We start from the raw sequence: 13967 nt of genomic DNA on the forward strand, positions 1-13967 counted from the left end.
ACTACGCATGAGTAACTGATGCGTTGCCTGGTCGGCGGCGGTGTCCACCCAAAGCGCCTTCCTCGCATCCGCGCGGTGGAAGGGAGCCGTCCGTGGTTCCCCGGGCACTGTGGGTGCGCCTGGCCGTGTCCCTGACCGGCGGAGTCGTCGCGGGGCGGGGGGCGCGCCCGCGGAGCCGCAGTGGGGTGGGTCCGGGGTTACGGGTGCACGGGCGAGTTGGCGAGAACTCAGGTTTGTCCCGGCATGCCGCCGGCCCCGGGAACACCTCCCCGGGGCCGGCGGAACGAACGGTACGTAGCGCTTCAACGCACCTTAGGCGGGAGCTAGTTGGCGTTCACCAGGTGGTGGGCGGGGACCTTCACGGTGCGGGCGCCCTTCTTCCCTCCGAGGACGACCTTGCGCAGCGCGCTGTTGTTCTTGTGGTTGGTCTCCTTGAGCCGGTTCTCCGGGTTGGCGAGGACCTGGATGTAGTACGTGCCGTTCGGCAGATCCGTGATGTCGAAGGACTGGCCGGGCAGGTCCTGGGTGTAGGTGTCACCGGAGCCGACGTCGAGCACCTCGCGGACGGAGATCGAGTTCTCCTGGCCGCACGCGGTGGACAGGTCCGTGTTGTCCGGGTGCCAGTTGGCGTTCTTCACCGTGTAGTCGACAGCGTCGGTGTTGGCCAGGCAGAACGCCTCCTTGCCGCTGCGCACCGACTCCTTCTGGTCGGCCTTCAGCAGCCGGTAGCTGGCGAAGTCCGTGAAGTGCCAGTGCTCGTGGCCGGGGCGCGGGTCCCACTCCATGGTGCCGGTCGGGGTGTAGCCGACCTGCTTGCCGGCGGCGTCGTAGAAGTACTGGTAGGCGTCCATCAGCTCCTTGCCCGGGGAGCGGAAGCCGTCCACGACGAGCTTGGCCGGGCCCGCGTTCCACACGTTGGCGCTGAAGGCGAGGTAGTCCTTGCCGGGCACCTCCTCGTAGCCGTCGCTGACGGTGATGCCGTACGCGGGCAGCGAGCGCAGGTCGGGCTTGGGCACGTCGGGCACGACCGCCTTGCCGGTGGGCCGCTTCGCGTTGGGCTTGACTCCCGGCGCCTGGCGCGACCCGTCGGTCTGCCCGGCACGGTCGCCGGCCTTGGCCGAGGAGAAGGCCTCCCGCTGGAGCGACTCCTTCTTCAGCGCCCAGGGCAGGGCGGCCGGAGCCGGCGGGTAGGGCCCGTGGCCGACGTTGAACGTGGAGCCGGCGCCGGTCGTCCGGGCGGCGGGGGCCTCGGTGCGGGCCGGGGCGCCGTGCGCGTGGGCGGAGGGCGCGGCGGCCTTCTCGTGCCCTTCGTGCCCTGCGTGCCCTGCGTGCCCTGCGTGACCTTCGTGTCCACCAGGTGCGGACGCGGCGCTGCGACTGCCGGCGGGAACCGGGGGCGGCTCCTCCCAACTGCGCTCGCGCACGGTGACCTTGACGGTGCGCGTCTGGTTGGCGATGCCGAAGAGGTCGCGGTACTTCTTGGTCACGTTGATCTTGGCGGTGTACGTACCGGCGGCCAGCTGGACCGGCTTGGAGTAGTAACCGGCGTAGGTGTTGGACGCCCAGCCGTTCTCCACGCCCCACACCGAGCCGAGGGTGAAGGGGTTCACCGGACAGCTCTGCGGATACTTCGATTGTGCGGGGGCGTCCGGCCGGACCCGCCCGGACGCGTTGTTGGGGCAGAACGCCTCGGTCTGGCTGAGCACCGTCTTGCCCGCCGCGTCGGTGAGCTTGATCTGCGCGAAGCCCGGCAGCCCGGAGAAGTCCTTCACGAGCCCGGCGGGGAGCGCCTTGGTCGTGGTCTTCTTCCCGTTCCGGAAGACCTGCGAGGCGACGACCGGGTCCTTGTAGGACTTCCGGGTCACCTTGAGCTCGAAGGCGCCGTTCTCGGAGGTGAGATACGTCCCGAGATCCAGGTAGACGCCCGGATCCTCCTTCCAGGAGTCGAGCGTCACCGAGGTGGATGCGGCGATCAGGCTGAGCTTCGGCGTCGGCTCCGCCGTCTTGGCGTCGGGCGCGGCGGCCACGACACCCGCGGTCACGGCGACGGCCGCGGCGACGGCGATCGAGGGGCGGGTCAGACGGTTCGTGCGGCCCTGCGGGGATCTGGTCATCATTCCTCGTACTTCCGGCTTCCGGGTGCGTGACGGAACGTGGACGAGCAGCACGGCCCCAACTCGCCTGTGGCGACGCTGTGTCCGGACTGTGAGAGGCGGCACGGGGGCCTGCGGGTTGTCTGCACTCACCCGGACGGCCCACAGTTGTCCGAAAAGTACCGCCCGGCTCTCCGCACCGGAGTCCGGCGGGAAGCCTCGGCGCTGCTACTGCGCAGCGGCTCTGCCGGACGGCGCCCTCACTCGCTTTTCGGCCAGGGTCGCTGGCGGAGGCCCAGTTCGCCCGGCTCGACGCGGTGATCGCGGCGGCTGAGGCGGAGGCCGCCGCACTGGCGCCGCTGCCCGGTCGCTGACGACGAGCTCACGGAGCAGGAGCGGCAGGAGGTGCAGGAGCAGGACGTGCACGTGGTGCGGATCTGAGCACCGGTCAGCAGTTGCTCAACGTCGAAGGCCCCCGCGGCGAGCTGCGGGGGCCTTCGACGTAGGGCCCGGTGAGAGCAGTGGCGGAGGATACGAGAATCGAACTCGTGAGGGGTTGCCCCCAACACGCTTTCCACATGTTCGTTTGGGGGTCCGGAAGTGATCAGGAGCGTTCTGACCTGCGGGCTGGACGAGGGTGAATGAGACCAACACCGAGATCGGAGAGCCGGGTCAGACCTTTTTGACGATGATCGACTCCGGGACCAGCTTCTCCAGGTCGTCCACGTCCGAGGTGAAGACGGTGACCTGACCCTTCTGCTGTCGCGCGATGACGGCGAGCACCGCGTCGATCGCGTACTTGTGGCCGTGCAGCTTGGCGTCGGCCAGGAGTCGGCGGGCCTGGCGGGCCTCGTCCTTTCCGATGTCGGCGACCTTGAGCCGGGAGAGCACCCAGTCCCAGCGCTGCTCGGTGGTTCTGCCGTCGTACGCCTCTACCAGCGTCAGCGGAGACGTCACCACCTCGGCTTCACCCCGGGCCGCGAGGTCGAGCCAGGCGATCATTTTCCGGTCGCCTCTCACCGCCAGGGACAGGGCTTCGCAGTCGAGCACGAAGACGCGCAATGGCCGCTGCTTGTGCTCAGTGGCACGCTTCTTCACGCGGCCTCTCCGGCGTTGTGCTTTCCAGCGGCGCGGCGGCGCTCGTGTTCGGCGTCGAGGTCCTCCAGTTCCTCGAACGCATCTGTGCGCTCCTCCTCAGTGAGGGGGCCGTATTCCTCCTGCAGCCAGTCGGACAGTTCCCGCAGCCGGTCCCGGTCGCGCTTGAAGCGCAGCGCCTCGGCGACGTACGCCGACATTCCCCGTTCTGCCGCCTCCGCGCGGATCTCGTCCAGGAGATCCTCGGGAATCGTCACAGTTACCTTCTTCGTGGCCATACAAGAGACCATACTCTTGGTATCACACCCGGTACCAGTGCGTGCGCGTGACCGCCAGGTCGGCGTTCAGGCGGTCGTGGCGGGACGCGGGCTGCCTTGGAAGACCTGGCTGGCGTGCCAAGAACGATGGGCGGCGGCGATGGGGCGGATGCCCGACTGGGGGCCGATGACCGGACGGCCGGCGAGCGTGATGACGTGCTCGCGGGCAGCGGTGCTGCGGCCGACGAAGCTCTGTGAGACCAGGATGCGGTGGGCCTCGCCACGGCCCTCGCCGAGACCGAGTACGCCTTTATCGAACAGCTTGTGGTGCAGCGAGCACAGACACAGCCCGTTTTCGAGGTCGTCCGGTCCGTCGAACGCCCACCAGCGGACATGGGCGGCCTCAAGCCCGACCGGCACCGTGCCGATCCTGCCGTCGTACCCGCAGAAGGCGCACTGGTATTCGTACGCCGTCAGGACCATCTCCCGCATGCGCCGGTCCCGCTGCCTGCGCTTGGCCGAGACCAGTCCGGTCTCGGCCTCCTCCAGTTCCAGGCCGACGGCTTCGCACAGCTCGCCGTGGAGGGAGGGCGGGAAGTTCAGATCGAGGAGTACGCGTGTCATTCGGCCGAGCAGGGGCGGATCCCGCCGCAGCGCCGTCCGTAGCTCCGGCGTCAGCCGCCCAGCGGCACCGGTTGCGCGCAGCTCCCTGACCCCTGTCCCGGGGCTGCCCGCACCGCGCTCGGTGCGCACCTCCCACACGCCGTCACTCACCAGATGATGGAAGGGATAGGCGGGCGTCGTCCGGTTCCCAGGACCGTACTCGGCGAGCAGCCGCCGCAGGTCCTGCTCCACCGTGCTGTACCGCAGCTCGTCGTCGGCGTCCTGCTGGAACCGGCTGAGCGCGTACAGGAACAGCAACGGCTTGTGCGGAGCCCGCACCCCGCTCCTGGTCCACTGCCTCAACTGCGCGGTGCGCTCGACCCAGTCCATGGTCGGCGATCGTAGTGGCGGCACGTCGCAGCGCTTGATCGTGGGGTATCGCTGCAGTGGCCGGCCGAACACCGGGCCACGGTGCGGGGCCCGGCTACCCGGGCATGACGCTGTGAATGCGGGAGAGGGTGAAGCCCCGAGCGTCGTCGCGCAGTCGGCCAACGTCGAAGGCCCCCGCAGCGAGCTGCGGGGGCCTTCGACGTATTGCCCGGTGAGAGCAATGGCGGAGGATACGAGATTCGAACTCGTGAGGGGTTGCCCCCAACACGCTTTCCAAGCGTGCGCCCTAGGCCACTAGGCGAATCCTCCGCCGCAAACAATACAAGACGTTGGAGGGTGCTCGCGAACACGTTCGCCGGAGATCGTCCGGAGAGGGGCTGAGGGGTGGTTCGGCTGTCGTTCGGCGGGGCGGGTGGGTGGACCGGAGGGGGTGGGGATCCGCTAAGGTGGGCGTCAGCCCCTCACGTGGCGCTATCTGACTGAACTCCCCCAGGGCCGGAAGGCAGCAAGGGTAGGTCGGCTCTGGCGGGTGCGTGGGGGGCCCTTGCGTTCCCGGGGGCCTTGGCGTGGGTGATCGGGCGGCGTGGGGCCGGTTGTCAGTCGGCCCCGATAACCTCGTAGGTGTGTCGTCCCTTGCGCTGTACCGCCGCTACCGCCCCGAGTCTTTCGCCGAGGTCATCGGTCAGGAGCATGTCACTGACCCGCTCCAGCAGGCCCTGCGGAACAACCGGGTCAATCACGCGTACCTGTTCAGCGGGCCGCGCGGCTGTGGAAAGACGACCAGCGCGCGCATCCTCGCCCGCTGTCTGAACTGCGAGCAGGGGCCCACGCCGACCCCGTGCGGGGAGTGCCAGTCCTGTCAGGACCTCGCGCGCAACGGGCCGGGTTCCATCGATGTGATCGAGATCGACGCCGCCTCGCACGGTGGTGTGGACGACGCCCGTGACCTGCGCGAGAAGGCCTTCTTCGGGCCGGCCTCCAGTCGTTACAAGATCTACATCATCGACGAGGCGCACATGGTCACCCCGGCGGGCTTCAACGCCCTGCTGAAGGTGGTCGAGGAGCCGCCGGAGCACCTCAAGTTCATCTTCGCGACGACCGAGCCCGAGAAAGTCATCGGGACGATCCGGTCGCGTACGCACCACTATCCGTTCCGGCTGGTGCCCCCGGGGACCCTCCGCAGCTATCTCGCCGACGTCTGCGGGCGGGAGAACAGCCACGTCGAGGACGGCGTCCTCCCGCTCGTCGTGCGCGCCGGGGCCGGGTCCGTGCGTGACTCGATGTCCGTCATGGACCAGCTGCTGGCCGGTGCGGGCGACGACGGTGTGACGTATGCCATGGCCACCTCGCTCCTCGGGTACACCGACGGCTCCCTCCTCGACTCGATCGTCGACGCCTTCGCCGCCGGCGACGGTGCCGCCGCCTTCGAGGTCGTGGACCGGGTCATCGAGGGCGGCAACGATCCTCGTCGGTTCGTGGCGGACCTTCTGGAGCGGCTGCGCGATCTGGTGATCCTCGCCGCCGTGCCCGACGCCGGCGAGAAGGGGCTCATCGACGCCCCCGCCGATGTCGTCGAGCGCATGCAGGCCCAGGCCTCCGTCTTCGGCGCCGCCGAGCTGAGCCGCGCCGCCGATCTGGTCAACGACGGACTCACGGAGATGCGCGGGGCCACCTCGCCGCGGCTCCAGGTGGAGCTGATCTGCGCCCGGGTCCTGCTGCCCGCCGCCTACGACGACGAGCGGTCGCTGCAGGCCCGCCTCGACCGGCTGGAGCGCGGGGCCTCGGCCGCCGCTGCCGCCGGATTCGCCGCGCCGCCCGCCGCCGCGGCGCCGATGGGGTACGCACCGGGCCCCGACGCCCACGCCCCGCAGGCCTACGCCCCCCAGGCACACGCCCCGCAGGCCGCGGGTCCGGACGCGGCCCATGCAGCCGTACGGGGCGCGGCTCCCGCACCCGCGACGCCGCCCGCCTACGCACCGCCCGCCGCCCCGCAGGCTCCCGCCGAGGTCCACCCGCCCGCTCCGCAGGCCTCCGAACCCGCCCAGCGGCCCGGGTCCTGGCCCGCCGCGGCCGGTGCGGACCAGGCCCGTCGTCCCGGCGGCTGGCCCACCGCGTCCGCCCCCGGCAGCGGCCCGGCCCCCGCCGCCACCCCGCCGCCCGCCGCGGCTCCGGCCGCCCCGGCGGCCCCCGCCGTTCCGGTCGCACCCGAGGGCGGTCAGAGCATGGCCCAGGGCGCCGCCCAGGTGCGGAACATGTGGCCGGACATCCTGGAGGCGGTCAAGAGCCGCCGGCGCTTCACCTGGATCCTGCTCAGTCAGAATGCCCAGGTCGCAGGGTTCGACGGGACGACGCTCCGGATCGGTTTCCTCAACGCGGGAGCCCGGGACAACTTCGCGAGCAGCGGCAGCGAGGAGATCCTCAAGCAGGCCCTCGTCGAACGGTTCAACGCCCAGTGGCGCATCGAGGCGGTCATCGACACCTCCGGTGACGGCGGGACGCCCCCGGGCCCCGGTGCGGGCGCCGGACGTCCCACCCCGCAGTACCAGCCCGCCCCGGCAGCCCCCGCCGCCCCGGTCGCGTACGAGCCCCGGCCCCAGCACTCCGCCCCGCAGCAGTCCCCGCCCTCGCCGCAGGGGCAGCACGCGCCGCCTCCCCAGCAGCAGCAGCCGCCTGCCTCCGCGCCGCCGCAGCGCCGGGAGGCCGCACCCGCACCCGAGGCCTCCCACAGCTCGTACGGGGCGGAGCCGCCGCGCAACGTCGCCCCCGAGGACGACACCCCGGAGGCAGACGATCCGGATCTCGTCGACTCCGCCCTCTCCGGTCACGAGCTGATCGTCCGCGAGCTGGGGGCCACGGTCGTCGAGGAGTTCACCAACGAGCAGTGACGCGGTGACGCGCGGGACGCGTCGACGCGGTGAGCGCGAGAACGCGAGAACGCGAGGCCCTCCGTCCACGGACCGGCGGCCGTCCGGCCTCCTCGCGCCCGGCGGCTAGGCTGCACCCGTGAAGGTCCTCGTCATCGGCGGCGGCGCCCGCGAACACGCCCTGTGCCGCTCTCTGTCCCTCGACCCCGATGTCACCGCTCTGTACTGCGCCCCCGGCAACGCCGGCATCGCAGAGGTGGCCGAACTGCACCCGGTCGACGCGCTCGACGGTGACGCCGTCGCGCGCCTCGCGACCGAGCTGGGCGCCGGGCTGGTGGTCGTCGGCCCGGAGGCGCCGCTCGTCGCCGGGGTCGCCGACGCCGTGCGCGCGGCCGGTATCCCCTGCTTCGGCCCGTCGGGCGAAGCCGCGCAGCTGGAAGGCTCCAAGGCGTTCGCCAAGGACGTCATGGCCGGCGCCGGCGTTCCCACCGCCCGCAGCTACGTCTGCACCACCCCCGCGGAGATCGACGAGGCCCTCGACGCCTTCGGCGCCCCGTACGTCGTCAAGGACGACGGCCTCGCGGCCGGCAAGGGCGTCGTCGTCACCGACGACCTCGCCGCCGCCCGCGACCACGCGCTCTCCTGCGACCGCGTGGTCATCGAGGAGTTCCTCGACGGCCCCGAGGTCAGCCTCTTCGCGATCACCGACGGCACCACCGTGCTGCCGCTCCAGCCCGCCCAGGACTTCAAGCGCGCCCTCGACGGCGACGAGGGCCCGAACACCGGCGGCATGGGTGCCTACTCCCCGCTCCCGTGGGCGGACCCCAAGCTGGTGGACGAGGTCCTCCAGTCCGTGCTCCAGCCGACCGTCGACGAGCTGCGCCGACGCGGCACGCCCTTCTCCGGGCTGCTCTACGCGGGCCTCGCGATCACCTCGCGCGGTGTGCGGGTCATCGAGTTCAACGCCCGGTTCGGCGACCCGGAGACCCAGGTCGTGCTGGCCCGGCTGAAGACCCCGCTCGCCGGTGTCCTGCTCGCCTCCGCCAACGGCACGCTCGACGTCCTGCCGTCGCTGAACTGGCGCGACGACGCCGCGGTCACCGTGGTCATCGCCTCGTACAACTACCCGGACATCCCGCGCACCGGCGACCCGATCGACGGGCTCGCGGACGTCGCGGCGCAGGATGCCCCCGACGCGTACGTCCTGCACGCCGGAACCCGCGCCGAGGGCGACGCGGTGCTCAGCGCGGGCGGCCGGGTCCTCTCGGTGACCGCGACCGGCAAGGACCTCACGGCGGCCCGGGAGCGTGCCTACACCGCGCTCGGCCGGATCCGCCTGGACGGTTCCCAGCACCGTACGGACATCGCCCTGAAGGCCTCCCGGGGCTGACCCGCCCCGGTCACCGGCCCCCCGCGCACCGCAGCCCCTCCGCCCGCCCCCGTACGCCACCGGCGTACGGGGAAGGCGCGAGGGGCTGCCCCTTGTCCGGGCGCGGCGGCGAGCGGTCGGCCGGGGCGCTTGCCCATGGACGCGACCACGTCCCGGGGCGCTTGCTCATGGACGCGAACACGTCAGCAGCTTTGCCCAAAGCCATTCCATCGGGTGACGACTGCGCCATCCGGATGACGGGTGCCGGAGCCCCAACTAGGGTGCGGCGCAAGCGTTCGGGCACTTGGCCCACCGGCATTGCGATGTCGGTGACGGGTGCCACAGTGGGGGAGTGAGCAACACCGTCGCGTGGCAGAGGGGGTGACGTCCGGCCGTGTCCGGTATCGATGTGGGTGAGGAGCTGGGGGCGCGGGCCGCACAGGCCCGAGCGCTCTCCCTGCTGCGGATCCGCAGCAGAGCACTGGCCGTGGCGATCCTGCCCGCGGCCGTCGCCGTCGTGCTGTTCGCGGCGGGCGCGCAGGGGCACCTGGCCGGTCCGGCCTGGGACACCGTGCGCTGGACGGTCCTCGGCGTCGCGGTCCTCGTGCTGCTGGTGACCGTCCTGGTCGCCGTCTCGGTGGCCCGCGCGCGGCCCGCCATGAGTCCGACCGTGCCCGTGCCGGAGGAAGGGGCCCCCGACCTCTACCGCCTGGTCCGGGACCTGGCCGACCGGCTCGACGTGCCCGCGCCCTCGGCCATAGCGCTGACCCCGGACTGCGACAGCTGGCTGGAGGACCGGACGCACCGCGCGCTCCGGAGGGGCCCGGTGGGCGCGGCGGAGGCCGGGGGCGCCGCGCCCGTCCTGGTCATCGGCTCGCCGTTCCTGTGGTGGATGCGGGTCGCCGAGCTCCGCGCGGTCCTCGCCCCCGTGGTGGCGGGCACCGGCCCGTCCGCGCACCCCGACATAGCCGCCGCCCGCCGCTTCGTGCGCGGCCTGGACGCGTCGATCGCCGATGCCGCCGCCCCCGGCCGGGGCGCGGTGCGCGGGGCGTCGCTCGCCTTCGCCGGCTGGGTCTCCCGGCTGCTGCTGCGGGCCTGCCGGGGCCATGCGGCCGAGATGGAGCGCTGTGTGGCGGCCGCCGCGTCCATGCGGGCCCAGACGGTCGATCACGGGCTGCGGATCTCCGCCCAGGAACAGGTCGGCCTCGCCTATGCCGGCTGGGACCGGCTGCTGACCCGGGTGGCGCTGCCCGCGTGGCGGATGGGCCGCTGGCCCTCCCGGCTGGACGCCGGAGTCGTCTCCGCGCTCACCGAGCTGTCCCGCCGGGACCGGCTGGCCGACGGCTTCGCCCTGCGCCTCGGCGAGCGGCCCGCCTGTGACCTGCTGGAAGAGCCGGGGGTGGCCGACGAAGCGGCGTCCCTGCTCGCCGCCCGGCTCTTCCACGGAGGCCCCGCCGAGAGCGGTCCGGGCTGGGCGCCGGTGGACTGGCAGCAGTATCCCGACGAGGTCGTCGACCGGAAGTGGCGTACGGAAGCGGCCCGGCTGCACCGGGTCCTGGACACCTTGGGTGTCCCCCGGGCCTCCGCCGCCGACCCGGCCGTCCCCACGCTGGCCCGGGTCATGGAGCATCTGTCCGGTTCCGGACGGCCCGGGGGCCCGGGCGAGGAGCTCGCGGCGGGCATCGGCGCGGCGGTCGCCCGTGAGGAGGCCGAGGCCCCGGAGCGCGACGGCCCGGAGCACGGCGGCCCCGGTCACGGCGGTAGGGGGTCCGGCGCGGCCGACGACCCGCTCGACCTCTGGGGGCCGGGACCGCTGCCCCTCTTCCCGCTCCAGCCGCCCCGTACGGGCGCCGAGCTGCTCGCCGACCACGTCGCGGCCATGGTCTGCTGCGCCGCCGTGGACACGGCGGGCGCGGCCCCCGGCCTCGACTGGCTGGACGGCCCCGCCCTGCTCGTCGGCGGCCAGCGCCGGGCGGACCTCGCGGCCCCGGTCCTCAGCCTCGTCGAGGACGGCGATCCGGACCCGCTGCTGTCCTGGCTCGCCGAGGTGGGAGTGCGCTCCGACAAGCCGGTCCGGCTGGTCTGAGTCCAAGCCGGTCCGGCTGGTCTGAGTCCAAGCCGGTCCGGCTGGTCTGAGTCCAAGCCGGTCCGGCGGGTCTGAGCCCAAGCCGGTCCGGCTGGTCCGAGCTCAAACCGGTCCGGCTGGTCCGAGCTCAAGCCGGCCAAGCCGGCCCCCGTCCTGCTGGTCCGGCTGGTCCGAGCACAAGCAGCATCCGGCTGGTCCGAGCACAGCCCATCCTGCTGGCCCCGCCGCTAGCCCGTCCGGCTGGTCCGACCAGAGGGTCGACGGGTTCGAGCACAACCCGTCCGGCGGTCCCACGGCAGCGTCGACCGGTCCGACGACCAGCTCCGGCCTGGTACGGAGCCCACGACGGCCAGGTGCAGCAAGCCCACGGACAGGATCCGGAGCCTCCCCGGTCCCGCCAATTAGCGACGAAGGGTGACGAACCGCGTGCGTTATGTGATGTGCTGGGGATCGGCGCTGACATTCGGCGCACCAGAGTTGTCCGGGGGACTCCCAGAGCTGTCCGGGGGATCCGAGGGAGGGGCGCGGCATGGGGGCGGAGCAGATTCGCCGGTGGGAGTCGGGCGCCCTCGCGCACGCGGTGAGCGATCCCTTCGGGCAGGGCCCGCTGCCCTGGCTGCGCGGCAGCGAGAACTACTTCGACGACACCGGCCAGGTGGTCCCCTGGTACGCCGACCTCGCCCGCTCCACCGGCGGCGGCACCCGTCCCGCCGACGACGTGCACCGCCAGATCAAGGGCTTCGCCTCGCCCGGCGCGGCGGCCCCCGGCGAGGCCATCGACTTCCACATCACCGTGGACCCGCCCCAGCAGTTCTCCGTCGACGTCTACCGGATCGGTCACTACGGCGGCGACGGCGCGTCCAAGATCACCACGAGCCCGCGGCTCTCCGGAATCGTCCAGCCCCCGCCGCTCGCCGCCGACCGGACCGTCTCCTGCCACCACTGGTGGATGTCCTGGCGGCTCCAGATCCCGGGCTACTGGTCCGTCGGCGCGTACGTGGCCGTCCTGACCACCGCCGACGGCTACCGCTCTCACATCCCCTTCACCGTCCGCCACGACCACCCCGCCGACCTGCTGCTCCTGCTGCCCGACATCACCTGGCAGGCGTACAACCTCTACCCGGAGGACGGCCGCACCGGTGCCAGCCTCTACCACGCGTGGGACGAGCGGGGGCGGCTGCTCGGCGAGGAGGACGCCGCCGTCACGATCTCCTTCGACCGCCCGTACGCCGGGGCCGGCCTGCCGCTGCACGTGGGGCACGCGTACGACTTCATCCGGTGGGCCGAGCGGTACGGCTACGACCTCGCCTACGCCGACGCCCGCGACCTGCACGCGGGCCGCGTCGACCCCAGCCGCTACCGGGGCCTGGTCTTCCCCGGCCACGACGAGTACTGGACGCTGCCGATGCGCCGGGCCGCCGAGCGCGCCCGGGACTCCGGCACCTCGCTCGTCTTCCTCTCCGCCAACACCATGTACTGGCAGGTGGGCCTCGCCCCGTCGGCCTCCGGCGAGGCGGACCGGCTGCTGACCTGCCGCAAGCGCCGGGGGCCCGGCAAGTCCGCCCTGTGGCGCGAGGTGGACCGGCCCGAGCAGCAGCTCCTGGGCATCCAGTACGCGGGCCGGGTGCCCGATCCCCGCCCGCTGGTCGTGCGCAACGCCGAGCACTGGCTCTGGGACTCCACGGGCGCGGTCGAGGGCGACGAGATCCCTGGCCTGGTCGCCGGTGAGGCCGACCGCTACTTCCCGCGCACCAGCCTGCCCGAGCACGACAACCGGATCCTGCTGGCCCACTCCCCGTACGAGGATTCCGAGGGCGCCACCCGGCACCAGGAGACCTCGCTCTACCAGTCCCCCTCCGGCGCGCTCGTCTTCGCCTCCGGCACCTTCGCCTGGTCCCCGGCCCTGGACCGACCCGGGCACACGGACCCCCGGATCCAGCGGGCCACGGCCAACCTCCTCGACCGGATCTGCAAGCGTGACTGACCGGGTCCGAGGAGCGTGACTGACCGGGTCCGAGGAACGCGACCGGGTCCGAGGAGCGTGACTGACCGGGTCCGAGGGACGCGACCGGCGCGCCGCCGGGCCCGGCGCGCGCCGCGTGCCCTCCGTACGGGACAATCGGAACCGCTCCTGGATCAATCTACGCGGAGGCACCGTGTCCGGTTTTGTAGAAAAGCCCGAGCCCGTACAGGTTCCGGGCCTCACCCACCTGCACACCGGCAAGGTGCGTGACCTGTACCGGAACGAGGCGGGCGACCTCGTCATGGTCGCCAGCGACCGCATCTCCGCGTACGACTGGGTCCTGCCCACCGAGATCCCCGACAAGGGCCGTGTCCTCACCCGGCTCTCGCTCTGGTGGTTCGACCAGCTCGCCGACCTGGTGCCCAACCACGTCATCTCCACCGAGCTGCCCCCGGGCGCCCCGGCCGACTGGGCCGGCCGCACCCTCATCTGCAAGTCGCTGCGGATGGTCGAGGTCGAGTGCGTGGCCCGCGGCTATCTGACCGGCTCCGGACTCGTCGAGTACGACGCCACCCGTACGGTCTGCGGCATCGGTCTCCCCGAGGGCCTGGTCAACGGGTCCGAGCTGCCCGGCCCGATCTTCACCCCGGCCACCAAGGCGGCCGTCGGCGACCACGACGAGAACGTCAGCTACGAGAACGTCGCCCGCGCGGTCGGTGCGGAGACCGCCGCCGAGCTGCGGCGCACGACGCTCGACGTCTACCGCCGGGCCCGGGACATCGCGCACGGGCGCGGGATCATCCTGGCCGACACCAAGTTCGAGTTCGGCTTCGAGACCACCGAGGACGGGACCGAGCGGCTGATCATCGCCGACGAGGTGCTGACCCCGGACTCCTCGCGCTTCTGGCCCGCAGCCACCTGGGAGCCCGGCCGGGCGCAGCCCAGCTACGACAAGCAGTTCGTGCGCGACTGGCTCACCTCGCCGGCCTCCGGCTGGGACCGCGCGAGCGAGCAGCCGCCCCCGGCGCTGCCGCAGGAGATCGTGGCGGCGACCCGCGCCAAGTACATCGAGGCGTACGAGGTGCTGACCGGCACCAACTGGTCGTAACGGCAGCCGGATACGCGGGAAGCCCCGGTCCGAAAGGACCGGGGCTTCCTCCATCTGGAGCGGACGACCAGGTTCGAACTGGCGACCTCAACCTTGGCAAGGTTGCGCTCTACCAACTGAGCTACGTCCGCAGTGCGCC

Annotated in this window: 9 protein-coding genes, 2 tRNA genes and 1 other RNA gene; 6 read left to right on the forward strand and 6 right to left on the reverse strand. The window is 72.3% G+C overall.

What is annotated here, in order from left to right:
- Nucleotides 1–323: 323 nt before the first annotated feature.
- From N7925_RS18700 to N7925_RS18720, 5 genes are all read right to left on the reverse strand, one after another.
- Nucleotides 324–2117 carry a lysyl oxidase family protein gene (locus N7925_RS18700; protein WP_274344533.1) on the reverse strand — a complete coding sequence of 598 codons (1794 nt, stop codon included), beginning with the start codon at nt 2115–2117 and terminating at the stop codon, nt 324–326.
- 648 nt (nt 2118–2765) lie between these two features.
- Entirely contained in the window at nt 2766–3191 is a 426-nt protein-coding gene (locus N7925_RS18705; RefSeq protein WP_274344534.1) for a PIN domain-containing protein, read from the reverse strand.
- Nucleotides 3188–3466 carry a CopG family transcriptional regulator gene (locus N7925_RS18710; protein ID WP_265600705.1) on the reverse strand — a complete coding sequence of 93 codons (279 nt, stop codon included), beginning with the start codon at nt 3464–3466 and terminating at the stop codon, nt 3188–3190. The genes N7925_RS18705 and N7925_RS18710 overlap by 4 nt, the downstream gene beginning before the upstream one ends.
- Before the next feature lie 66 nt (nt 3467–3532).
- On the reverse strand, nt 3533–4438 hold the full coding sequence (locus N7925_RS18715; RefSeq protein WP_265600706.1) for a phosphorothioated DNA-binding restriction endonuclease: 906 nt from the start codon (nt 4436–4438) through the stop codon (nt 3533–3535).
- Between the two features lie 221 nt (nt 4439–4659).
- Nucleotides 4660–4747: transfer RNA gene (locus N7925_RS18720), tRNA-Ser, on the reverse strand.
- Nucleotides 4748–4891: 144 nt separating this feature from the next.
- Between N7925_RS18720 and ffs the strand changes: the two genes are divergently transcribed.
- The 6 genes from ffs to N7925_RS18750 all read left to right on the forward strand — a co-directional run bounded on the left by ffs (nt 4892) and on the right by N7925_RS18750 (nt 13828).
- Nucleotides 4892–4986, forward strand: an RNA gene (gene ffs / locus N7925_RS18725) — signal recognition particle sRNA small type.
- Between the two features lie 75 nt (nt 4987–5061).
- Nucleotides 5062–7323, forward strand: coding sequence for a DNA polymerase III subunit gamma and tau (locus tag N7925_RS18730; protein ID WP_274344535.1), 2262 nt, complete (start codon nt 5062–5064; stop codon nt 7321–7323).
- Nucleotides 7324–7441: 118 nt separating this feature from the next.
- On the forward strand, nt 7442–8692 hold the full coding sequence (gene purD, locus N7925_RS18735) for a phosphoribosylamine--glycine ligase (RefSeq protein WP_274344536.1): 1251 nt from the start codon (nt 7442–7444) through the stop codon (nt 8690–8692).
- A gap of 373 nt (nt 8693–9065) precedes the next feature.
- On the forward strand, nt 9066–10757 hold the full coding sequence (locus N7925_RS18740) for a hypothetical protein (protein WP_265600709.1): 1692 nt from the start codon (nt 9066–9068) through the stop codon (nt 10755–10757).
- A gap of 529 nt (nt 10758–11286) precedes the next feature.
- Complete coding sequence (locus N7925_RS18745; RefSeq protein ID WP_265600710.1) at nt 11287–12741, forward strand: N,N-dimethylformamidase beta subunit family domain-containing protein; 1455 nt, start codon at nt 11287–11289, stop codon at nt 12739–12741.
- 172 nt (nt 12742–12913) lie between these two features.
- Complete coding sequence (locus N7925_RS18750; RefSeq protein WP_265600711.1) at nt 12914–13828, forward strand: phosphoribosylaminoimidazolesuccinocarboxamide synthase; 915 nt, start codon at nt 12914–12916, stop codon at nt 13826–13828.
- A gap of 55 nt (nt 13829–13883) precedes the next feature.
- Here the strand turns inward: N7925_RS18750 and N7925_RS18755 are convergent.
- Nucleotides 13884–13959, reverse strand: a tRNA-Gly gene (locus N7925_RS18755).
- Nucleotides 13960–13967 lie beyond the last annotated feature (8 nt).

It is taken from the genome of Streptomyces sp. CA-278952, assembly GCF_028747205.1.
GTDB lineage: Bacteria > Actinomycetota > Actinomycetes > Streptomycetales > Streptomycetaceae > Streptomyces.